Here is a 22,479-nt window from a genome sequence, read left to right as displayed (position 1 = left end):
GGAATCGATCGTCTCCTCTAGCGAAGACAACGGAATTCTGGAAGGCGTAGTCTCCACTTTCTCTATCTCAGCATAGACAGGTACCCCGCATGCCATAATGAGAAACACGAATAACAGAACACAGGCGACCAATTTGTTAGCATAGCGATGCCTTCGATCTATTTGCATTAGCTAATCTCCTTTAACATTAAAAATAACTGTAATCTCATTATATATGTTCATAAGATCACTCATTTCATGGATCTATAAGTTTTATAGAATTCAGACAACGTTCCTTTGTTAAGTAGCGCTTACTAAGATAATTTGTCGTTCTCCGAGTTATCAGTCTTGCTTTTGATTTGTTCTTCAGTAAAACCAGACCACTCATCCCAGTCATTTGCAGAAATATCCCAGTATCCATTCAGGCGAATTATTCTTTCCATGTACCCGATATTCAATATAGATTGAACTCCTATTCTATAGGACATTGTATTTTCTACAACACTCTAAACATACAAATTCCATCCCACAATAAAAGCAGCCAAGATGAACGCCGAGATGCCAGACATAATGTACATCACCTTTTGCTTTTTGCTATAACTGTTCTTACGCAGTTTATACATAAGCAAACCAAGATACACCACTGCTAGAACCACATAAAGTAGATTAAACATTAAATTAATTCGTATCGAAGAATGAGCGGGATAATTTGGAAGTCTTGTGTGTATGATTAAAAGGTTAAGAGGAAGTACCGCACCTGCAACATTAATTGCAAGATGATATTTATTAAAATCTATCCGAGGATTTCCTCGTTTATTTAGTTTGTAAAGTAGCATCCGGATACAATAGACGAGCAAAGCAGTCACACTGAAAAGGATGGCTAGTATGACAGGAATAAAAGATATTACAATCAAGTTCACCTTCAAATTCGATACAGGCAAGTAATCCATGTAAGGAGTGAAGGAAATTTTCTCAACAACGCCATTATGCTCGACCACATTATAAAGACTACTTAACTCAGCTTTTGAAAATTTTGTTATATCAAGTTGCCTGAATAAATCGGTAAATCTAGAGGCAGGCCGTCGTGTGGATTGAAAATATCCTCCTCCCTCCGAAGTAATGATATTAGAATTGACGTTATCACCGAAAATTTCTTTAATAAGTCCATAATAATAAATTTCCTCAAAAGACTGGTTTGTCATGACGACCATCCCAAATTTAGATGCGGGATCAAAGACAACTTTACTTGAGAACCCTTTCAGATTCCCCTCGTGCATCAGTGAAGGTACCCAGTATTCCATCTCAACGAACCCATGCGCAAATCGCGGAATCGAAGTCCCGTCATAATACAGACTTGTTGACAACATTGCGTCTAACGTATCCCTCTTCGCAAATAATACATGGCTATCATCGACAGGCATCAGCGCTGCAAGGAATTTCCCTAAATCTTCTGCTGTCCCGATAGCTGCCCCTGTAGGATAGAACGTTACGTATACTCTGTTCTCAGGGATCAGTTTCAAATCTTTCGAATACCCTTCAACCTCATTCCTTCTTTGCACAAGGTCTGGACGATCTTGCCCTGTTGGATGAACCGTAGTGTCGTTCATACGAAGAGGTTCAAAAATATGTTGATTAACATATTCATAATAAGGTTGGCCACTTACCACTTCCACGATGTAACCAGCTAGTCCAACGCCATAGTTTGAATAACCGACAACGCTATTCGGTTTATAGATTTGTTTCGGTTCATTTTTACGCAACGTTTCTCCTAAATTATAATTTTTATTTTCTTCGTAATAATACACTTCGGTCACTGTTTGATCTTCCCAACCCGCATTGTGATGCATCAGGTTCAATAGGGTAATCGGTTCATCGTATTTCAGCTTTTTGAAGAATCCCTCTGGGAGATATTCTTGGATATCCGTCTCCAAATCAAGCTTGCCTTGTTCAACAAGCTGCATCACACTCGTATAGACCAACAGTTTCGAGATGGAAGCCCATTCAAACACAGTAGAGGTATCCGCCTTTCGCTGATTCTCAATATCTGCGTAACCATATGCCTTATTCACAATGGTTTCACCATCTTTAATAGCCACAACCGAAACGGCAGCGGTGTACTTCTCATACGAGGCAACATAAGCATCAATCGTTTCCTCTAACTTGGATAAAGGAATCCTGGATGGTGTAGTCTCAACCTGTTTCTCTTCAGCGTGAGCAGGTACCGCTATTGCCATAATGATAAATATGAATGACAGAACACAAGCGATTACTTTGTTAACAGTGTGATATCCACGATTAATCTGCATTAGTTACTCTCCTTTTATTTAAATATTGATTACATAATCTTGTTTCCACGTATACGTTTTCAAAAGAGTCCACGAATCTAATTTATTTCTCCAATGTAATTACACTCCATTCAGGAGAGAAGTGGGAGAATTTCACCTTTCCAATTAACGACTTTTGTTTCTTTATCTTTCAAGAGGCACCAATCAATGATTTCACCTATCAATTTTGGCGTGATGATCTCATCGCTCCATTTCGGTGTGAGTACTCTTCTGAATCCTATATATTCTGTTGTCCAGCCTTCGAATTCTTCTCCGATGATGACTATAAATGGAGTCTTGTTCCTAATACTGTGTTGTCCCACTTCATAAGTGACGATTAACTTCTTATCCTCAGAAACGATATGTAATTTGATTATCCCTTCATCGTCAATATCCGGTTCAACATACCAATAAAATAATCGATTGGAGCGAACGATTTTACGTTTATATTTTTTTCTTACGCCCATAACTCACCTCGCATATTTCTTTTTCCTTGGTTCGCAGTATTTGTTCAGTTCCAAGACACAGCTAGAGTAGCTGTGAGATCTGATATCAAAAGCCACACTAAGATTAAGGAGTTGTACTCTTGTAAAAATCAATTACTCTATCAAAGATCTCGCTCTCGCGTTTTTTTATGTCCGGTAATGTCTCGCTATGCTTTACAATATGATGTATATTATCTGCTACAGTCTCTGCTTTATGAATCCCCACATATCCTGGTACCAGTTCATTAAGATAATGGAAGTATCTCATTTGAGGTTCAATCATGCGTAGATGTTTATCAAAATTTCTTCTAGATCTTGTCTGATCCATCTCCTTTCGCTTGCGCAGTTCATCTTCTTCTGCCCAGAATAGTACATAAGCATCCGGTAATGATATTTCATTCTCCAATAACTTCTCTCTAAAAAAGTTCGCTGTCTCATCTAAAGATAGGTGCTCAGAACCATATATCCAGCTGTACCAAATCTTAAATACATCGCCATCCAAAATCACATACTCATGTTGTTGATTCTTCTCATATGCTATATGCCATCTATCGATTTGTCTCTCCAGTAACCACATCATAAGTTCCTTACCTTCAAGTTGAGGAGATTCAAAAAGGAACCCTGTTTCTGGAACAATAAATGCATCATATTGTGTAGCGAACTGCTGACAAGTAGTACTTTTACCTACAGAACTGGCACCTTCGAGACAAATTATCGTCATTCAATTACCTCCAGATATTACTCACCAAATGATTAATCAACCTTCACTGGCTCTTAAGCGATCATGTTGAATTTATATTAGACTATGTATTGTAGATTTCTTTGATCCTTAGCCATGTTTCATACCAAAATGTTTTTCGTTTAAGAGGTTTTATTACCTTAATTGGGACTTCTTTTCGTTTCAAATAAACCGTGCCATCCACTTCAATGAGTCTATCGCCAAATGCAAATACCATATCCTTGCAGTCTTTGTGATACTGGTTCTCTCTTGTTTCTGACCACTCCGCTTTTTCAATAGAATGTCGTTTTCTCATTATTTAAGATCCTCCTTTAAGGAAAACAACTTTATTTTCTTATTCCAATTTTTCATCATTATATGGATTTGCATACAAATCAACATCAATTTCAGCATGAATCATATTAACAAATTCAATAAAATCAGAATCGAAATAAAGAGCAGGAGTTTTCCCCTCTACTATTCTTATTACAATGAAAAATTTCGTACTTAATCGATGTTCAATCCGAATCGAATTGATCTCTTTTACTTTGTTTCTTAATACATCGACTACTTTTGTTAATTGGTGATTTACATCTAATGATTCTTCATAATCCGTACCTAATGTCCAAGATGTTTCTTTTATTCGCTGCTTTTTGTTGATTATATCGCCTTTATAAGCCGTATTTGTAGGTTCAATTTTAAGTATTGAAGTTACATGATTCGGATCGAATTCATCTCCAAACAAACTAAAATAGGCCATTACTTCGGTTTTGTCTTTCAGGAGATTCACCTCTTTAAGAATTGATGTATGGATTCTTTAGAAATAATAATTAATCAGAAAATATATACCAAGCGAATTCCTCATTTAATCCATAAATTCTTAATATCTTCTACTATGGTTTTTGAAATATGTTTGGATGAATCCTGTGGATACAACCACACTGTTACGATAAGTGTTAAACATATCGTTAATCCTAGAATAACTCGCCCAACAACTCTAAGTCTGGTGTATTTAAGCAAATAATAAACTAAACTAGATGAGATCAGAATAATCACACCATTCATCATAAAGGTCATGGGCAAGCTTATAATCCTGCCTAATCCGGTGTTAGGATATTTTAATAAAAGTAAAATCTCTCCTACTACAAATGGAACTGACAGTAGAACAATATAAAAAAAATGACTTTTAAATTTCCTCTCCACCACTGAACTCACCTACTCCAACTCTTTCAATACAATTCCACATAACATTCCTGTATTCACGAATCCTCTAGTTTGAAAGTACTCCTCAGAAATTTCCTTCAATATTTTATCCTCTTAATCTATAATAATTTTCTGCCGTATATATTGACCATTCCCAAAACTTATCTCCTTGACTGATAATAAATCGTTCGAACCACAACTCGAAGTTCATATTCAAGGGTCTCGACTCATGAAAATGATCTATGTGCCCCTTAACCTTTAAGTAATTATTTGAGCCTTGGTTATATGCTTTCAGATCAATTATTATATTATCTTGATATATATAGGCTATCTTTAAGTACCCATCAGTTGGTTCCTCGTACGTTGATTCTTCAATACCCTGCCACTTATATAAATATGATTCTCCACCGTATTGCGGATGGTCAAATAATGAACAACCATTGGTTATCTTCAAAAAGTTAAGATAATCATTGGGAAGTTTATACCCTAACTTCCTTTGGAATTCCAATAAATCACTTTCATCTGCTGCTTCATTAAACTGACAGGTAGCTTGAGTTAAATAACCTTCATGAAGTTGTAGTTCTAGTAATTTATTATTTTCTAATCTTTTCTTTAAAGAGTCTATTGTTTTATAAATTAATTCTCCTTGAATCAACGTCCATCAATCCTTTCGGCAATTTTGTATAACGTTTGGCATTTCTGACGTTCAAGCAGCTTAAGTGACCGTAGGGAACGGGTCGTTAGACTTAGCTGTTTGAATGTATCGCCTTAATAACCCGCTTGAAAATCCTTTTTAGCGATCAAGGGCGTATGCCCACAGTAGGAATGCTGTGTTATCGGATGTCATCGTATTCTTTGATACCCTCATCTGTAGTTATCGTTAATTATCGTATCACGGTAGCTGAATACTGGTTTTTGCGATGCTTCGTTCGTTATTGGAAAGAATAGCTATACGAATTAAACACTGGAATGGCAATAGACGGATGACCTGCTTTCGCGCATATATCCCCAAATATAACCAGGAAATATTATCGCATCTAATCGATTACAGTCTATAGCGTAATTAATCCCTTGATTCTGTATAGTCCTAGTATCATCTTTATTTCCTCCCCATCTTGTCGGTCTCAGATAACTAATCTGTATACACGAATCCTTAGTCACGAGAACACCCCACTATGCTGATCAACGTTGTGGTAAGGTGTTATATTGAAATAACTTTTTTAATTCTGTTAATCTTTTATCTTGAATAATTCACTATAGATTTTACGCAACTCAATTGAGTTATCGTGCCACTGAATGGGCTTACCATTGATAATTTGAACCAATACATCCAAACACCTATGCCATCCCGCAGCGGTATTCACTGCCCATGAATCATCGTTAAACGTATGGGTAAAGATCATTCGACACCCTTTATCTTCTTTCTGCAATGAAATGTTAATCAGATCATCAACTTCACGGAAACCAAATACATATGGCTTTTCTAACTCTGTAATGGTCCCCTCATATGTCGTTCCTTCACCATCATCGAAGGCAATCCTGCCACCAATTCTCAGATCCATCTCTCCTGTTGCGAAAGGGTACCATCGGGCGAAGGAACTAGGCTTCGTGATCACAAGGAAAACATCTTCTGGATTTTGATGAAGAAATCGTTCAAACCTCAAAGCATAACGACCGTTTGACTCAAGTAATGCACCATATTCATTCACCTGTTCATCCTCCTTTTTCATCACATATATCCATCTTCAGGTTCACCAACATCGAAACCTAATATTTTTGACGCTTCCAACTTGAACGTTTCTATCCATGAAGTCCAATCATCGTTATTCATCTGTGCATAAAATGATAATCCACTAGGCTCAACGGATGCTTCAATGAAAACATCATCCTCTTCAGTTCCAAACCAATACGGAATTCCACTTTTATAACCAATCCACCCTGGCATCCGCTCATATACTTTAGAAACTTTAGCCCACACCTCATCAGGCAGGTCATATCTTATATTTAGATTGCAATTATGAGAGTTTATGTTGTTCATTTACATTCTCTCCTTCTACCTTAGACGTATATCAAAATTTATCCTATATATATAGGTAAAGTACCACACTTCTCCCACTACTTGATCAAGGATGTATCTCTTGTTCTTTATATACTATTTTCGTTTATCGTTTACCAAATATCTTCTCCCTTTAAGATTTCTTTCGTAGGCTGATCTACAGCTAACCAAGTAGAAATATCCTCTTCTATTTTTCTCTTCCACGCTATTAAAAAATGTGCATATCTGGTGGGAATCAATCTCTGTCATAGATACTTCAATGTCTTGATCAGAATGTAAGACAAAACTATACTTCTCAAAAGCAGAGTTCAAAGCAAGAGATTTAGGAATCATATCACCTTGGTTTCTTTTTCCCATTATCAGTGGTTCTTCTTGGGTTCCTATGTGTAAGCGATACTGTTCATTCTCATATTCGACAGCTTCAAGATTTTCTCCCGTGTCAGATCCGTAATCTTCCCAGCTGTATCCCTCTTTCCACAAAGCAGAAAAGCTACAAGTGCTTATCTGATGATATGCATTGGGTTTGATTCTAAATACGGCTCCCCAGCATTCCTCTACTTCCTGAGGTGAAAAAAGATTATGGTTCAGATTACAGAGCACTAACTCGCAATCAAACGAGTCGTAGTAATACTGGTATAGTGATCCGCCATGTTTGAGCTGAGAACAGTGAGTAGGAAGATAACATTCGCTGAAGACAACAAGAGAAAGTTCAATTGTTCCAAGAGGCGTATATATTGAAGGTTTTATAAGATCAGTCCCTTGAATTAAGGCTTCTTTTCCACGAAAAAGCTTCATGATGTCCCTCCTTATAGTCTTTCACTTCACTTAGTGAGTCAGCAGTAACTGCATCGTTATACCATATAATCTATCAATATCTCTTTAAATTACTTCATATGCAACTCTCGTCTGCGTAAGAGTTACTTTCTATTCTTGATAATTTAAAAAATATTTATTATATAAGTTTGGCTCCATTTCTTTTATTCTAATTCCGTTCTCTCCTGCGTCCTCTATCCCTCTTATGTAGAAAAGACTCTTTAAATTTTTATCAAAGACAATACAAGAAAAGTCCCAGTCTTGATACCTATATTGATTAAAATCTTTCTTGGATTTGATATATGGCATAAAACTCATCTTATTGGAGTTATCGATTATTTGTATCACATTATCTAACTTTAATACTTTATTTTTAGATAAGTAGGTATCGAGATCTTCTTCATGGTAAATGTCTAAAAATAAAATAGAATTATCTTCTATTAATAATCCATCTAGAACCTCGGTGATATTACAATTTAGAATCTTAAAGTATGGAGGCATTTTGATAATTTGTAATGGTTTCATCAGTTCTCCCCAAAAAGTTTTATTGATAATCTCGCAAGGTGTTCTTGTATTTACAAACCCCTCACTACCTCAAGAGTCCAGCGACTTGCCGTAATTCAGTAAGGTAGCGCAGGGGTACCTGCTGACTCCATTTCTTCGAATATCCTCTATAGACCAAGAAGTGAAAGCAACACGGCGTAGATATGTTGTTATTAAGATATTAATTTCCTTACAAGAAATACTTATAAATTATATTTCGTTTTCATTCTTTCATATAACTTATAATCCGCATTTCTATTTACAATCTCTCCAATTAACTCTTTCCATTTGTTTTCAATCCACTTAGGACTTTGTTCTTTCAGAATATCCTCGTTAAATTGACTATCGATATACTCCAAATCTCGTTTAAGCACTCCAATATCCTTAATCAGTTGATTTCTCGATTCTTTTTCTAGCGATATCTTATTCGATAAAATGTCGTCTGTGATTTTAACACTTATATACGTATACATATCTTTAAACACATTATAGATTAAATCGGTTGATGATAATTGAGCTTCCTTGAAGTCGGAATTCAGAAATACAAATGATTCTTCACCAACTTTCAAAGTTACCGCCACATTTCCTAAGGCATGTATGACTGTTTCCTTCGAAGAGTCGTCCTCTAAGCTTTTTATCACATTATCTAAATTATAGATTGATTCTTTTATACCAATTTCAGTTCCATGATTTAGTTTAACCGTGTATTCAACTTCTTGATTGTCTTTGTACGCTTTGAATTGATAGTTGAAGTACATGCTTATTATCAATCCAACTATTAATACAATTATTGCAGCATTTTTTCTCATTGAATCACCTCTTACTAGTGCCTGAACTACGTATATGATAACCCATATTGTTACATTTACGAAAGGAAATTGGCGAATAAAGGAGATTTATTAGTTTACTCAACCCCTTATCCAATCGATCCAATGAGCTTTAAATACGATGAATATATGCAGGGTTTTACAGAATGCGAGTACGCAGTGGAACCTTTCATTATAGTAATAAAACAAAAAGGTCCTTCTTCATCCCATAGGGAATCCGAAGACCTTCCGATGCATTTGGAACCTATCAACTTTAAAAAAGGTAGAGCGTATCGCTTCGCCACATCATCTGAATGTCATAACTTCGTGGATTGACATTCAGGCTTTCTACATTACAACCCTGTGCCGATCTTTGTTGCAGCAGAATCTGCATACCACTGTTCGAATATCTCAGCTCAGCATGCTGTGCTCCCTCCGGTCTCTGAAGTCCAAACGGTCAGCTTCCTCCATCCTGTGAATGTATCGTCGCAATGCTTCTTTATGCGTCTCCAATTCATCCATTCGGCTGGATGTCCCGTTCAGGAAAGATTGCATTTTGAATCCTAGCGTTGTGGCAGCATTTCCTGCCCAATCTTGCTCGAGTCTACTATGTAATGAACGCATCTTCTGCTCCTGCTGCACTAAGCGCTTCTGCAACTGCTCACATTGCTGAACGGCTCTTCTCAGATCGGATAAAGATACCGATATTCTTCCCATGTCAATTACCTCCCGTTAAGAACTGGTCTGCTTGAACGAAATCTTCGTGCTTGCGTTCAATGTACTCGGCAATCTCGCTGATGGATTCCTGATACCAACGGTTAATTCGTTCCAGTGTCGCCGTAGCTTCGTAAGCGATTGACGTGAAGGAATGGCTTTCACTTGTGGAAGTATAAGCCTCGAACATTCGGATGGAAGCTTGTGCATCATTGGAAAACCCGCTCAGACTAAAGCGCATTTCCTTGGCTGCCTGTGCCAATTCCTCCGGCGTTAGTCGGATTGTGACACCACCTTGACCTGACTTTCCATTGGATGCAGCCGCAATCAAGGGGGCCACCAACCCGCCAACGAGGTTTGACAAAGCCATCCGTGATTCCTGATAAGCATTCCAGCGTGGTGAGATGTCAATTTGTTTTCCTGTTGCGCGATCGATAAGTGGACCGACCAAGTTACCCTGTTCATCAAACTGATACTGGTTCATCGAGTGATATCCCTTGCCTTCTTTTTTGGAAAACGAGTCCATCAATCGAACAATATTACCGACCTGAAACTTGTCCAGATCGATATCAATTGGGAAATTGTATGTGACTAATGGGCCGCTGGGCCCCATCGGACGAATCGGCACCATGAGCTGGAATTGCAGCCTCCAGTTTTGGTACATCGCATTGGCCGAGTCAAAATCCTGGCCTTTGTAGTACGTGCTGCCAACATGTCTGTCATATTCAAAAAGTCCTCCTGCACCTACTGAATCGTTTGGCTGAACGATGTTCACCACTTTTTTATCATAGTAACCTTCGTTCACTTTCGCCAAGCTTGCATCGTCCAGCAGATTGGTTACACTCGGAGCACTGTATGTCATGGCCGACAAATCCTGTCGCGCTGCCACATATTGCGCTAAACCACCTCCAAGCGAATGTCCCGTAAGAGAGATACTTTCGTCAGGATATTTTGCTTTGACTTGTTCATAAAGTACTTCCGCCTGATGAAATTGGTTGTTCTCCCAATCGATATCGTCCTTAATGGATTGAATAAAACTTTTCTTGAAAATGTTATGATGATTAGGATCAGTTACGGCATCCTCCAGTTCTCTGGTACGTCCACCTAAAACATCGAACACATCTGTTTCGTAATCGGCCGCTCTACCAAGCCAGCTCCCATCTGGCTCCGTTCCGCGGTAACCGATGACAATCTGATTCGTCTGATTGTTGTGGAGGATGACGGAATCAAAAACCGACACTTTATTGTGGAGCTTAGCACCTTCAGGTTCAATGACCTTCCATTGTGCATAATCACCCTCCTCCGTAAGGGATGTTCCAGCAGTAACGTTTTTCTGGTAGGCTAAGTCAGATATTTCCTTATACAACTCATCGCTAATGTAATCGTTCCGCATAAGTACCTCCTGAATTGAACATTTCAATATGATTATGTAAACTAGTGATAATTCAATCTTTATAGTATATTAATACCAGTATATGAAAGTAGAGGTGTCCCTTTTGAGAAAACCTTTCTTCCTGTTTGTAATCTTAATTATCTCATCTCTCTTGCTTGGAGCATGTGCCTCCAAAGAGGAAAAGATGATTGTATCCTCCGCCGAGAAGTTCGCTGCAAATTATATTCTCGAAAAGTACGGTGAAACCGTTCGTTTTACGGAGTATAGATTCTCTCCTCCCGATTTAAGCAAGTCGTTAGGCCTCCACGGCTACATTGAAGGCGATAAGAAAAAGAAGGTATTTGTTTTCGTGAACTACGATCCTTTAAGTATTAAGACACTATCGCTTCCTGAAGGTATATCCAAAAAATCAAATTCCAAATAGAGGGTTGAAGTTATTTTAAAACGATCAATCGATATAAACACTTTTGAAATTATAGGGAATATATGGATTGTATCTTTCGTCAATTACTTCTGTCAACGTTCCCCACAACAATAAAATGAAGAAACAAATGATACAGAAATAGAGGAGTCACATCAGAACTCCCCCTCATCCCAACAACGCCTGCTCGATCTGATCCACAATCCCCTTAACACCTATCGGCCCATAACAACCGATCCATGTCGCGGCATCTACGGAGTGTATTTGCTGTCGCTCATCCGTATCAAGCATCCCCCAGACACGTTGCTCTGTGGCAGATATTCCATCTTGCATAAACTCATTACTCAGCAAAAAGTAGTGGCTAGCTTGTACAGCCGGTAATCTCTCAACCGAGATATGATAGGCCGTGTCGGAAGTATCTGCTACAAACAACGGAACGGGCAACCCCAGATCCCGGTATAACACAGCGCCTGTGCGATGAGCAGCAGAATGGACGCGCACGAGGGAATCGAGTGGACGAATCAATGCCACACTTTTTCCTGCCAGTACAGAGGACAATTCCTCGGATAGCAAAGCTGTTCGGCGATGATAATTCGCGATAATCTGCTTGGCCTCTGCTCGCTTGTCTGTCAGTTCACCGAATAGACTCAGGATGGTCTGCCAGTTTTCATTACGCTTGAACATCAGCACTGGAGCGATCCTACCTAACCGTTCAAGATACTGCTCATGAACCTCGGTGCAGATAATCAGATCCGGCGCAAGTCGCTCTACCGCCGGGAGATCGGGGTATTCATACGTACCAAGTAATGCTGTATGCTGGAGTCCTGACCGGAGTGATTGAGGGAACGTTAACACGGTACTTCCTAATCCGACACTCCCTACCGGAGACAAGCCCAGTGCAAGCAAATGATCAGCATATTGCACATCGAGGACAGCGATACGCTGTGGTATTTCGGTGACGGTGTACTCCCCGCGCTTATGGCAGATGACCGGGCCTTCGGCTGATTGATAGGAAGAAGCTTTGCGATTTTGCAGCAAAGCATTCGCATAATCTGCATCTCTTCTCGAAGCGGCGGCATGCCGGTAATGTAGCGGTGGGACACCATTATATTTTTTAAATGCCCTACTGAAGTAATACATATCGCGATAGCCCATTTTTTCTGCAATTTCACCGATGGAAGCATCCGTATGACGCAGCATGCGTGAGGCACTTTCCATACGCAGCTGAATGACGTATTCCATCGGTCCAAGATGCTTCTCTTGTTTGAATCGTCGCTGCAGCTGTCTTACACTACAGCCCGCTAGGGCTGCCAGCTCTTTTAGCTCCAAGTTTTGACGATAGTGCGATGTGATATAAGAAGCGACTACATCCACCATGTCGGACTCCGCTCCCCCTTGACCACGTTCATACGCCATGATCAGCTCGTAGATCATTCCTTGGAGCAAAGCGTTGGCATAAAAACGTTCCAGTCCTTCACCGCGGCGCCATTTGGCAACGATTTTTTCGGCATTTTCGATCCATTCCGCATGGGCTGCCGAGTTTTGAACAAATGACCTGCGCAGCGGATGCTTGCGATATGAAGGCACAACAAGAGAGGCTCCCTCTATGGAAGAAGCCTTGTACATAATAACAATATAATGAATGTCCTCTGATCTGGCCGTCAGCGTAAAGGATGATCCCTTCACCACATGACAGGCAAAAGAAGCTCCAATGTGGCTATCCTCGCCATTCATTGCAAGCTCCCCTTCCCCTCCATATGCCAGCAGCAGCACATTTGAAGTTAAATCCGTTTCGTGTAAAACGCTGCCTGTCTGCAAAGTACCGCTATACCCATCAAGCATCTTGATCGTTGTATCACTCCATAGACTTGTCTGTTCTTGCAGCGGCATTTTTCTCATCTCCTGACAATAGCAAAGGTAAAGTTGTTGCTGTTGTCATTTTAGTTGAGATTCTTTCTCATTGTCAATTTTCGGACATTTGAGACAATATTCGCCTGACATCTGGTAATAGAAACAGCAGGTAATCCGCTCGCTTTTGGCAACATGCACATTGTCCTTACAATCGGTGAAGCGGGTTAACGGATTCTTCCTCTCACCAAACACTTCCCCGGATGCCACCTGCGTCAGATATGAAAAGTCCTCTCGAATGATCTTACTTTCCTGCTCAGTCTCGGCTTCATCAGGAGCGAATAGTCGGCCGATACGTACCATGATATTCTCCCAGAGAATACTCATCGAAAGAGGCGCAATCGCAGCAAGCGTCTTTAACAGGGGTGTAAGCTGTCCCGCAAAAATCTCCTCGAGCATCTTTTCCCGCCACGCTGCCCTGTCTCCCGTTAGTCCTTCAGCCTGAAGTCCATTCACCGATAGAAAAGGAAACCTTGTACCGCCCTCATGATCTGAGAGGGCCGGATGATAGAGATAACTGTTTTCCAGCTGAAACGTCACATGCTGATGATGAAAAGTCATCGCGGTCACCAGCGGAGCTGTCCACAGATAACCGATACGCTTGGCTAACATCGAAGCAGCAACCTTCATGTCAGGCGCATCGATGTACTCCTGTAACCAACTGATGTACTCTCGGCATGCCGCTTCGTCATGCAGCTCACTTAGAGCAATGGTACGGACACTATGTTCAGGCGGTTCACCGAGCAAGATCGAATGATCCTCCACTGTCTCTTTCCATAAGTCTGTCGAGAGATATGGGTTCATATTAATTCGATCCGAGCAGGGCTTCCGATGCCTGATCTACAATAAGATTAATCGCAAGAGGTCCGTAATATGCAATCCAAAGTGTTGAGTTTACGTCATACGTGCGGTTATTTTTCACAGCATCAAGGGACTTCCACACGGGATTACTCACCATAGCCTCTGCCTCTGCCGCAAACAGCTCATCCGACAGCACAAAATAACGATCTGCCCCAATGTCAGGAACCTTCTCCATCGAGATTTCAACGGAACCATCTTCATTAATCTCCTGTACCAAAGCAGGCATCTTCAGCCCCAAGTCATTGTACATAATACCGCCAATGCGGTGCTCAATACCGTGAACACGAATTCCTTCTTTTCGTGGACGAATGATCGCCACCGTTTCATCACCCAGCTTCTCTGACAATTTTGTCTTCAGCCCGGCGATTTTCTCTTCATACGCTGTACGCACTTTCTCTGCCTCGTCCTGCTTGTCTGTAATCTTAGCCACTGTAGCTAACGTATCCCGCCAGTCTTCGTAGAAATCGAGTACCAGGGTAGGAGCAATTTTACTTACACCCTCATATTGCTTCTCTTGAAAGTCGGTCATGATGATCAGATCTGGGTCGAGTGCTACAATCGCTTCCAGGTTAGGCTCGTCCCGTGTACCCAGAACTTCTACGCCATTCGGTTGGTCTCCTAAATATTCTGGAAAATCGGTATTCCCTCCTGCAATAACACTTCCTGCTGGCTTCTCGCCAATCGCTAACATCTGATCCAAGAACTTAACATCAAGAATTGCAATTCTCTTCGGTTTTTCGTTTAGAGTAATGTCACCCTTCATGTGTGTGATCGTTACGGGAAAAGCCACGTCTGTCTGTGTTTCTGCACTCGCAGGTTTCTCCGCTGGCGTTACCGCAGACGGATTGCCGCTATCTGTACCTGTTCCAGCACCGCAAGCCGTCAGGACAAGAATAAGGGCTAACATCAAGCCCATGAATAATCGTGATTTGTGAGCAGTATATGCCTTGCTTCCGGCAGCCTGCCTCCTTGTTCCTTGATTCATGATGAATCCCCCTTATGTATAATACTGATAATGATTTTCATTATCGAAACATAAAGAGAGTATAAACGATCTCCGCATCGCGTTACCATGTACTTTTGCGACATTTGAGCCGGACTAATGCGACATCGTAAGCCGCTTATCCGCCCTTTAATGTCTCAGCGATATACGCTTGCAGTCGGTAAATGTCTGAAAGAAGCTCTTCTTCTTCTGGCGTATTTCCATACTCCCCTAGCCAGCGCGGTGTGCGGATATGCCACTCGTTAGACATGTATTGTTGTTCATCCCGATACGCTATAATGTGCTCCAAGAAATAATCTAAAGAGCCGAAGGATTGTTTACCAGTATCGTTGATAATGGATTGTGTCTTTTCAATGATTGACTGTAACATGTATTGGATATGATCTTCCGGATTCATAGCGTTTATTTCCATCGGTAACCTCCACCTATCTCTACAAAAAAAATGAATTAGTATATTATTTAAATGAGCCTAATATTTCTAAATGTAGAATTCTGTTCTGATTAAATACAATAAATCGATGCCCAATGAGTATTGAGACATCGATTCATATCATCTAATTATGAGGTGAATAATGAATATGCGACCAAACATGAAGTATAGCATTATTGTTAGCGCAGTTATTATTGTTGTTATTCCTTTTATCATTGGATTTTATATGTTGAACAAGGTTGTCGATCCTAACGAGACAATGGTTACAAGAACTGAAGTTTCTCCTGAGCTTATTACTATACAAGGTGGATTTGCAGACAGTATTAGCAGATATCACGGCTACTACCTCTCACATCATAACAATTCACTTTTCATTCAGATTAAAGGTAGTAAACTTCCTATCGGTGGTAGTAAAGACTTCACAATTTCATTTTCTAATACTTATGGGAGTGTTGATGAAATCTACTTATTAGGTCCTGGCAACTCTAAGAAAAAGATTTGGCCAAATCCCTAACTTTCATTGGAATGGATATCATTTGATCTGACGCAATCAGCAGCAGTCTCTTAGTCTCTTCTACTTAACTTCTTAAATGCCGAGTATTCCTGATCAGACTTCATATAACTTAATATCTCTTCCGCACATGCAGCTGCACTAAGCTCTTCCGTATTCACTTCCAGATCATATTCATCATAGGAGTAGATGTAGTCGAACTGGGAATGGGCAAGTCCAATCTCTCGATCTCCCCTGCTCTGCTCTCTTCTGGTGAGTTCTTCTTTTGAGCACTGCACGCCTACAAACAATATCGGATAATCCGATAGTAACTCATAAAAATCATTAAACCACTTGTCATTGCTGATGACCGTATCCAAGATGACATTCAAACCCATTTCCGAAAACAGCTTAATGGTTGCACAGTACAATGAATTGATAGGGTCGAACAGGATATCTGTCATCACTTGGTGTTCCACTTCTCTTGTTGGTTTCATATCTGGATATGTAGTATCGATGAATTGATCATAGTTATGCAGAAATTGATCTACAGATAGATGGTGAAACGGAACCTCTCCCTGATTTTTCATTTCCATCGCAATGCTTGTCTTCCCCGAACTTGACGTTCCGTTCAAAAATATAATGAGTCCTCGTTCCATATTGATCACCCTTATCTATAAAATTGGAAAACGCTATTCAGCCGAATTACCACTCTCTCCATTCTTCCGTAATATCTTCATTCTCCTGAATGTCTAATCCAGCCAGCCTAACCGCCTTGTCTATAAAATCAGCCAATTCTTCACGTTCCATCGTTTCAATAAAGTAACCATTGGCCTCATTCATTTCATTAAACCTAACCACAACTTCTTCTACAGCCTTGATCATGCGCTCAAAATCTTTCGTTTCTTGTAATGCTATTAATTGGTGCAAATATGTATCCAGGGCTTGATCAGACATGAGTAATCTCTCTTCTGTGAAAAGCTCATCTCCGTGTTTAACCATTCTTTCATTCCATAACTTCGTTGGTTTTTGATGAAACAAGTTTTGTAACGTCATTGGAGTCACCCCTTAGAATTCAAATATATCTATACTTTACCTGTAACTAAAATTATGAACAAGCGTTCTAGCCTATTCACTTTCACACTATTCGCCCCATAGCCTTGTCACGTTCTCTAATTCCATCTCGTCATATTGTAATCGATAAATGTCCGGTTTTTTGGTTTGATTCATAAAATCCAATCCGTAACTCGAATCAAAGTAGTTCATCATCAACGTCAGTACATGTCCGTGTGTGCCGATCGCCACTTTTTCACCCTTGTATTCTTCTAAAATCTGTTTCAACACGCCCACTGCTCTATTCTGACAAACCGTGTTCGACTCCCCTCCTGGCAATGCATAATCCGGGTCATCAAACATCTTCTTCGAAGCAGGCTCGAACTCTTCATCCGCAATCATATCATCTGAAAAATGTCTTTCCCGCAGATCCTCCATGATCTGAATATCTAATCCTAACGCTGCTGCCACACCTTCTAAGGTTAGAATAGCCCTGGCATAAGGACTTGAGACAATGGCATGTATTCCTTCATTCTTTAATATTTCCGTTATTCGTTCTGCATTCATCTTGCCCTGCAGGGTAAGTCCCCTCGTTCTTTCCGTTCCTTCCGTATACGGTGACTCCGCATGCCTAACCATATAAACGATGGTCTTCATAGGACCCTCCTTGAATTTCTTGTATCAAAATTTATGGTCACACTTTAGGTCCTTCAACATATTTTGTCTTTCCGTTCCAAAATCAATGAAAGGTGCCACCATATTTTAGATTCTGAATTAATTCAGGATTGATATTCTGTTAGACATTTAATTTACAATAATTTTCAGATATGTGTATAGTAGAAATGAAGCAAGATGTTTTCAAAAGAAGTTAAATCTGACGGAGAGGATGAGATCATGTCTTTTTTCAAAAGGAAGGTTGTACTAGTCTCTTTACTCATATTGGCTATCTCTGCTGTTGCAATCGCTTACGTAAATGGTCAATCGAAACCGGACGTGCCCATTCATCACGTCGTCAACCTTTCAGCCAATTCTTTAACATTTCATGAAATAGATAAGCTGGATGCATTCGCTGAACTGATCGTTATTGGTTATGCAATAGAAGATTTCAGAGATCGAGAGCATGTTATTACTGCATTTGATGATGGGACCATGCAATCCTTTCACACCAACACAAACATCAAGATTGAAAAGATATTGAAGAAGCCTGACGATTACCCTTCAGATCAGAACGAATTGACAATCATTGAACCCGTTAACCTCGAAGGAGACGTCAAATATACAGTCGATGACTATGTAGAACTGCAGAAGGGTGATCAAAGTGTGCTCTTTTTGATGAAAAATTCCTTTGGTAATTATGGATTAATCAATGATAACTTAGGCAAATTCAGCCTTGAAGGGATAACTCAATATAGTGTGCCTCAATCCTCCACTGCACAAGCGTTATCAAAATACGAAACTTTCCGTGATTCCGTTATGGAGAAGTACCATTTGAATTAAGGTTTTATCATACAACACTCATCCCTTTAACAGTTGTCTTAATCACCGGTAATAGCAGTCCTCTTCTATCTATTGCACTTCTTTATCTAGGCTTACGTCAAAGGATGAAGTTATCGATTTTTGTCTGTAATCATTGGGTATCACTTTAATCTCCACGTTTAGATGTATAGATTCAGGCAAAGTCATCTCAGTTATATTCTCATAACCGATGAAGTAATAATGCTTTTCGTCCAGTTCTATCAAACCTCCACCTGTTGAGCCAGAAGTTGAAATCAAATGTCCGTCACGATAAAGCTCACAAGCAATATTATATTCCTCCAAGCTGAACCCTCTCACTTCATATCCAACCTTGATTTGATTTTCCGTGTAATCAGCATTTCGTAAACTGATCTTACCGCCATCCACCATTTGGGTCTGAATTGCAATATTTGCTTCGGGCATCTCCGGTTTCCTTAATAGATAGCCTACTTTCAGGTACCATATAACTCCTAATACAACTACAGCAAGTACAATCATAACAATGAGTAACTTCTTTTCTTTTTTATCCATAATCCTAACTCCTTACATCGGAAAGCCCTTAAAACCTGTGTTTCAAATAATACATTATCCCTGCGCGATCAATATCATTATCCTAGAAATACATTGTTAATTCTGTCTCTATCATAATCTAAAATCCAATCGTAATATTCTGTATAGATATCCGTTAGAGCTTCTCTTGATGCTGAAATAACATCACAACCTCTATCATCATAGATATGAAATATCGTTTTCTTATTTATATTAATGAGATACACCCTATGATAAATCGTTGGCTTAATTCCAACATCATGATTACATATAGCTCTGATTAACTGATTATATTTCAAGTCCTCAACTCTACATTTAGTCCAGTACCTATACATGTTGTTCCTTGGGTCTGGGATTTCATCCGGTTCACAATCCAAACCTGAAAGTATCTCAAGTCTCAAGGCTCTAATCGGCTCTTTCTTCTTGATATATTTTCTATACAGGTTCAATTTCTTCACTTTGTGTTTAGGCTTATCTGCAAAATAAGCTTGAGTTATTAATAGAACTTCATCTTCTTGATTATGAAGAGCCTTAAATAATTCAAGTGATCGATGATAAACTTGTTCCATGTAATGCTCCGTATTCATTTCAAACATCAGAGGATTGCCAAGTTCGAATCGTATTGCAACATCCCAATTATAAAAAAGAGGCGGTTCTAAAGTCAGGTTTGGAAAATGCTCTGCCAGGTACGTCTTCAGATCCATTCTGTGGCCTCCAAATTCTCTTTAAAGATGAATGCCAGCTAAAGAGAATGAATCGGTCTCTTCAATGGTTTCAAGTTTGACATTCATATCTTTTAATGTTAATTATCTTACTCAACTCTCCAACTCTTTTTTTCGAAAAATTAATTCCAGAACATTCCGTTATGACCTTCGTCAACGATCTTGAGTTGTGTTTCAAAATCTTCGTTCGGTTCGATATCATCGATGAAATGCCATCTGCCTTTACTGTCCTGCCAATACACTTTCCATGCCTTCTCATCCAATCTGAACTGTGCTACCGGCATCTGTACCCATTGCTCGCTTCGAAAGGCTTGCCTTTCTTCAATCAACGTCACATGTTTTCCTCTGATTTTATAACTTATCTTCATCTGGCTTTTCACGTGCTCGGGTACTGCATTTTGGGTGTAATTATCCATAATCTTTTGAATCCGCTTCTTAGTAAAATCATCCATTTTCTATAGCTCTCCTGCCCTAATCGGTTTTGGTTTAATTATATCACGATGTTTTCTCAGACCTAAATGATGCTTTTAGTGATGTAAAAGGTAAAACGGAGCGCGGCTTATACAATGGCAAGCCGCGTCAGGGTGAGGTGCTGCGTACAATGGGTGCAGCACCTCATAGGGTTGCACCGCGTTTTAATAACCGCGGTGCTCAACATTCCAGCAGCATTACGGTGGACTACGCCGTGATGCATGCAATAAAAGCGCCACGACCGCATAGTCGTAGCGCTTCTCTCTGCTGCATGTCGCCAATTGGCCATGCAAGCTAACCCCAGACGCTGCATTTACATTGAAGCGGCTTTACGCTCCCAGCAGCAGCATGTAATACTGCGCCTGATGCCCTTCATGCTGCATAAGATCCATCCCCATAGATCAGTGGCTTTACGCTCCCTGTGGTATCGCAGGGATTGACCTTTTCCTCAGCCGATCTTCAGCACCTTTTTCCCTAAAACATGGCCTCAGCGTAAAGCTGATTCCTATATACATCCTTCATTCTATCTGACCGTTATTGCCACATTGCCTCTCTTACGCCCGGTATCCACATATCGGTGGGCCTCCACAATTTCATCCAAAGCATAGGTTCGATCAATGATCGGTTTTAGTTTGTTTTCCTCGATCAACTCTTTGAGAAAAAGTAAATCGGCTTCTTCCATTTTCGGAAGTCGACTGTTGTTTAGAAAAACACCATTGGGTGTTAGAATTTTTTGGCATTGTGAGGGTTTGGCTTTTATTACGGCATCATAAACGATATCGTATTTCGTTTCTGATTGCGTAAAGTCTTCTTCGGTATAATCGATTACTTTATCCGCTCCTATAGATTCTACCAATCCAAAATTACTTTTACTGCACACCGCTGTGACTTCTGCCCCATAGTATTTCGCAAGTTGAATCGCATACGTCCCTAGGCTGCCGGATGCTCCATTGATCAATATTTTCTGACCTGGCTTGATTTTTGCTTTTTGCAAATTTTTCAAAGCTGTAAGTGCTCCCGATGGAACGACCGCAGCTTCTTCGTAGGATAAAAGGGTGGGCTTTATTGCAATCATTCCTTTTTTTTCCCCGGTTCCGTTTTTCACTTTTTCAGGTAAACAAATGTATTCGGCATAACCCCCACAAAACCCTGTAAGTCCAAAGACCTTGTCTCCTTCCTTAAAGGATTGTACGTCTTTCCCTACCGACTCAATCACACCGGATATTTCCAGGCCAAGTATTAAATTTTTCCTGGGCTTGAGCATGCCGAATACAAGTCTCACCAAGAATGGATCAGCTCTTCGAATACGGGTATCACCAATATGTGCAGTGGCTGCAAAAACTTTAATTAAAACCTCATCGTCTTTCGGTTTAGGCTTTTCCATCTCTTTCATCTGTAGCACTTCTGGCGGTCCGTAATTGGTGCAAATCACAGCTTTCATATGAACCCTCCTTAGCGTTTCTCTGTCTGATTCGATCATTGTTTATACATCAGCAGCCATACCGTTGAGCCTCTTTTAACGTTCGATTGGTTGAACCATGTTTGGGATTGATGTGACTTCAATAAATATGCTTCAGGGCCTGTTTTTAGTGCTATTCTAATAACCCGTTCATCTTCCAAATGTTGTTCCCATCATCCTATCCATTGAGATCACATCCCCAAGTAACAACCGCAAGCTTTGATAAAAAAGATCGTTTTTTCAACTGTACCATGATCTCGAACCGATAACCGTATTATTGATGCAGTAATATGTAAATCAACTTAAAGTAGGCCTTCGCTTAAACTGTACCCTATGTAAAGGACATGTCTATAACAAGACATATACTGCTTGAAGAAGATTATTTCTGTACTCTGTAGGGTCATTCTTTTTTTAAGTTCCATTGGTATCTGGCGTGACCTTGAAAAACAAAAATGGAAGGCCCTTCTTCATCCCATAAAGAATCAGACGACCTTCCGATGCTTTCGAAACATATATGATTTTTTAAAAGGTGGAGCAAAGCGCGGCTTATGCAGTGGCAAGCC

The 22,479-nt window shown here is 39.9% G+C and carries 27 protein-coding genes; 3 read left to right on the top strand and 24 right to left on the bottom strand.

Features of this window, described 5'->3' with window-relative positions; translation table 11 throughout:
* Positions 1 to 485: 485 nt before the first annotated feature.
* The 13 genes from MHB43_RS07995 to MHB43_RS07935 form a co-directional block, all read right to left on the bottom strand.
* Complete coding sequence (locus MHB43_RS07995; protein ID WP_339183129.1) at positions 486 to 2,285, bottom strand: serine hydrolase domain-containing protein; 1,800 nt, start codon at positions 2,283 to 2,285, stop codon at positions 486 to 488.
* Between the two features lie 110 nt (positions 2,286 to 2,395).
* Positions 2,396 to 2,770: a hypothetical protein gene (locus MHB43_RS07990; protein ID WP_339183127.1), complete on the bottom strand. Its 375-nt coding sequence runs from the start codon at positions 2,768 to 2,770 to the stop codon at positions 2,396 to 2,398.
* Between the two features lie 103 nt (positions 2,771 to 2,873).
* Positions 2,874 to 3,509, bottom strand: coding sequence for an AAA family ATPase (locus MHB43_RS07985; protein WP_339183125.1), 636 nt, complete (start codon positions 3,507 to 3,509; stop codon positions 2,874 to 2,876).
* A gap of 82 nt (positions 3,510 to 3,591) precedes the next feature.
* Positions 3,592 to 3,822 (bottom strand): hypothetical protein, encoded by a 231-nt coding sequence (locus tag MHB43_RS07980; RefSeq protein WP_339183123.1) that lies wholly within the window; start codon positions 3,820 to 3,822, stop codon positions 3,592 to 3,594.
* Positions 3,823 to 3,861: 39 nt separating this feature from the next.
* Positions 3,862 to 4,266, bottom strand: a complete 405-nt coding sequence (locus MHB43_RS07975) for a DUF4279 domain-containing protein (RefSeq protein ID WP_339183121.1) — start codon at positions 4,264 to 4,266, stop codon at positions 3,862 to 3,864.
* A gap of 549 nt (positions 4,267 to 4,815) precedes the next feature.
* Positions 4,816 to 5,364 carry an SMI1/KNR4 family protein gene (locus MHB43_RS07970; protein ID WP_339183119.1) on the bottom strand — a complete coding sequence of 183 codons (549 nt, stop codon included), beginning with the start codon at positions 5,362 to 5,364 and terminating at the stop codon, positions 4,816 to 4,818.
* A 574-nt stretch (positions 5,365 to 5,938) separates the two neighbouring features.
* Positions 5,939 to 6,418 (bottom strand): SRPBCC family protein, encoded by a 480-nt coding sequence (locus MHB43_RS07965; protein WP_405131669.1) that lies wholly within the window; start codon positions 6,416 to 6,418, stop codon positions 5,939 to 5,941.
* A gap of 20 nt (positions 6,419 to 6,438) precedes the next feature.
* Positions 6,439 to 6,747, bottom strand: a complete 309-nt coding sequence (locus tag MHB43_RS07960; protein ID WP_221822563.1) for a hypothetical protein — start codon at positions 6,745 to 6,747, stop codon at positions 6,439 to 6,441.
* A gap of 114 nt (positions 6,748 to 6,861) precedes the next feature.
* Entirely contained in the window at positions 6,862 to 7,560 is a 699-nt protein-coding gene (locus MHB43_RS07955) for a hypothetical protein (protein WP_405131668.1), read from the bottom strand.
* Between the two features lie 129 nt (positions 7,561 to 7,689).
* On the bottom strand, positions 7,690 to 8,103 hold the full coding sequence (locus tag MHB43_RS07950) for a hypothetical protein (protein ID WP_405131667.1): 414 nt from the start codon (positions 8,101 to 8,103) through the stop codon (positions 7,690 to 7,692).
* A gap of 221 nt (positions 8,104 to 8,324) precedes the next feature.
* Positions 8,325 to 8,930 (bottom strand): oxidoreductase, encoded by a 606-nt coding sequence (locus MHB43_RS07945; protein ID WP_405131666.1) that lies wholly within the window; start codon positions 8,928 to 8,930, stop codon positions 8,325 to 8,327.
* A 408-nt stretch (positions 8,931 to 9,338) separates the two neighbouring features.
* Positions 9,339 to 9,644, bottom strand: coding sequence for a WXG100 family type VII secretion target (locus MHB43_RS07940; RefSeq protein WP_339183107.1), 306 nt, complete (start codon positions 9,642 to 9,644; stop codon positions 9,339 to 9,341).
* A gap of 1 nt (position 9,645) precedes the next feature.
* Positions 9,646 to 11,034, bottom strand: coding sequence for a lipase family protein (locus MHB43_RS07935; protein ID WP_405131665.1), 1,389 nt, complete (start codon positions 11,032 to 11,034; stop codon positions 9,646 to 9,648).
* Positions 11,035 to 11,137: 103 nt separating this feature from the next.
* Here MHB43_RS07935 and MHB43_RS07930 point away from each other — a divergent pair, with 103 nt between their 5' ends.
* Complete coding sequence (locus tag MHB43_RS07930; protein ID WP_347399431.1) at positions 11,138 to 11,458, top strand: hypothetical protein; 321 nt, start codon at positions 11,138 to 11,140, stop codon at positions 11,456 to 11,458.
* 165 nt (positions 11,459 to 11,623) lie between these two features.
* On the opposite strand, the gene MHB43_RS07925 is transcribed toward MHB43_RS07930, so the two are convergent.
* The 4 genes from MHB43_RS07925 to MHB43_RS07910 all read right to left on the bottom strand — a co-directional run bounded on the left by MHB43_RS07925 (position 11,624) and on the right by MHB43_RS07910 (position 15,639).
* Positions 11,624 to 13,345: a helix-turn-helix domain-containing protein gene (locus MHB43_RS07925; RefSeq protein ID WP_339183100.1), complete on the bottom strand. Its 1,722-nt coding sequence runs from the start codon at positions 13,343 to 13,345 to the stop codon at positions 11,624 to 11,626.
* A gap of 45 nt (positions 13,346 to 13,390) precedes the next feature.
* Positions 13,391 to 14,167: an IucA/IucC family C-terminal-domain containing protein gene (locus MHB43_RS07920; RefSeq protein ID WP_339183097.1), complete on the bottom strand. Its 777-nt coding sequence runs from the start codon at positions 14,165 to 14,167 to the stop codon at positions 13,391 to 13,393.
* A 1-nt stretch (position 14,168) separates the two neighbouring features.
* Complete coding sequence (locus MHB43_RS07915; protein ID WP_339183095.1) at positions 14,169 to 15,209, bottom strand: iron-siderophore ABC transporter substrate-binding protein; 1,041 nt, start codon at positions 15,207 to 15,209, stop codon at positions 14,169 to 14,171.
* A 136-nt stretch (positions 15,210 to 15,345) separates the two neighbouring features.
* Positions 15,346 to 15,639 (bottom strand): hypothetical protein, encoded by a 294-nt coding sequence (locus MHB43_RS07910; RefSeq protein ID WP_339183092.1) that lies wholly within the window; start codon positions 15,637 to 15,639, stop codon positions 15,346 to 15,348.
* 160 nt (positions 15,640 to 15,799) lie between these two features.
* On the opposite strand from MHB43_RS07910, the gene MHB43_RS07905 reads away from it, so the two are divergent.
* Positions 15,800 to 16,171, top strand: a complete 372-nt coding sequence (locus MHB43_RS07905; protein WP_339183091.1) for a hypothetical protein — start codon at positions 15,800 to 15,802, stop codon at positions 16,169 to 16,171.
* Positions 16,172 to 16,221: 50 nt separating this feature from the next.
* On the opposite strand, the gene MHB43_RS07900 is transcribed toward MHB43_RS07905, so the two are convergent.
* From MHB43_RS07900 to MHB43_RS07890, 3 genes are all read right to left on the bottom strand, one after another.
* On the bottom strand, positions 16,222 to 16,806 hold the full coding sequence (locus MHB43_RS07900) for a phosphotransferase-like protein (protein ID WP_339183090.1): 585 nt from the start codon (positions 16,804 to 16,806) through the stop codon (positions 16,222 to 16,224).
* 46 nt (positions 16,807 to 16,852) lie between these two features.
* Positions 16,853 to 17,203: a hypothetical protein gene (locus MHB43_RS07895; protein WP_339183088.1), complete on the bottom strand. Its 351-nt coding sequence runs from the start codon at positions 17,201 to 17,203 to the stop codon at positions 16,853 to 16,855.
* An 87-nt stretch (positions 17,204 to 17,290) separates the two neighbouring features.
* Entirely contained in the window at positions 17,291 to 17,857 is a 567-nt protein-coding gene (locus MHB43_RS07890) for a histidine phosphatase family protein (protein WP_339183086.1), read from the bottom strand.
* A 237-nt stretch (positions 17,858 to 18,094) separates the two neighbouring features.
* On the opposite strand from MHB43_RS07890, the gene MHB43_RS07885 reads away from it, so the two are divergent.
* The gene (locus MHB43_RS07885) at positions 18,095 to 18,697 is read left to right on the top strand and encodes a hypothetical protein (RefSeq protein WP_405131664.1); all 603 of its coding nucleotides are present in this window, start codon (positions 18,095 to 18,097) and stop codon (positions 18,695 to 18,697) included.
* Positions 18,698 to 18,766: 69 nt separating this feature from the next.
* On the opposite strand, the gene MHB43_RS07880 is transcribed toward MHB43_RS07885, so the two are convergent.
* From MHB43_RS07880 to MHB43_RS07865, 4 genes are all read right to left on the bottom strand, one after another.
* Positions 18,767 to 19,246 (bottom strand): hypothetical protein, encoded by a 480-nt coding sequence (locus MHB43_RS07880; protein WP_339183081.1) that lies wholly within the window; start codon positions 19,244 to 19,246, stop codon positions 18,767 to 18,769.
* Positions 19,247 to 19,323: 77 nt separating this feature from the next.
* Positions 19,324 to 19,968 (bottom strand): DUF3885 domain-containing protein, encoded by a 645-nt coding sequence (locus MHB43_RS07875; RefSeq protein WP_339183079.1) that lies wholly within the window; start codon positions 19,966 to 19,968, stop codon positions 19,324 to 19,326.
* Between the two features lie 140 nt (positions 19,969 to 20,108).
* Positions 20,109 to 20,438, bottom strand: coding sequence for a DUF3024 domain-containing protein (locus tag MHB43_RS07870; RefSeq protein ID WP_339183077.1), 330 nt, complete (start codon positions 20,436 to 20,438; stop codon positions 20,109 to 20,111).
* Positions 20,439 to 20,980: 542 nt separating this feature from the next.
* Positions 20,981 to 21,898, bottom strand: coding sequence for an NAD(P)-dependent alcohol dehydrogenase (locus MHB43_RS07865; RefSeq protein WP_405131663.1), 918 nt, complete (start codon positions 21,896 to 21,898; stop codon positions 20,981 to 20,983).
* Positions 21,899 to 22,479: the final 581 nt, after the last annotated feature.

Source organism: Paenibacillus sp. FSL H8-0317 (assembly GCF_045040685.1).
Lineage (GTDB): Bacteria > Bacillota > Bacilli > Paenibacillales > Paenibacillaceae > Paenibacillus.
The sequence above is the reverse complement of the archived record's forward strand: the minus strand, read 5'-3'. Positions and strand labels throughout refer to the sequence as shown.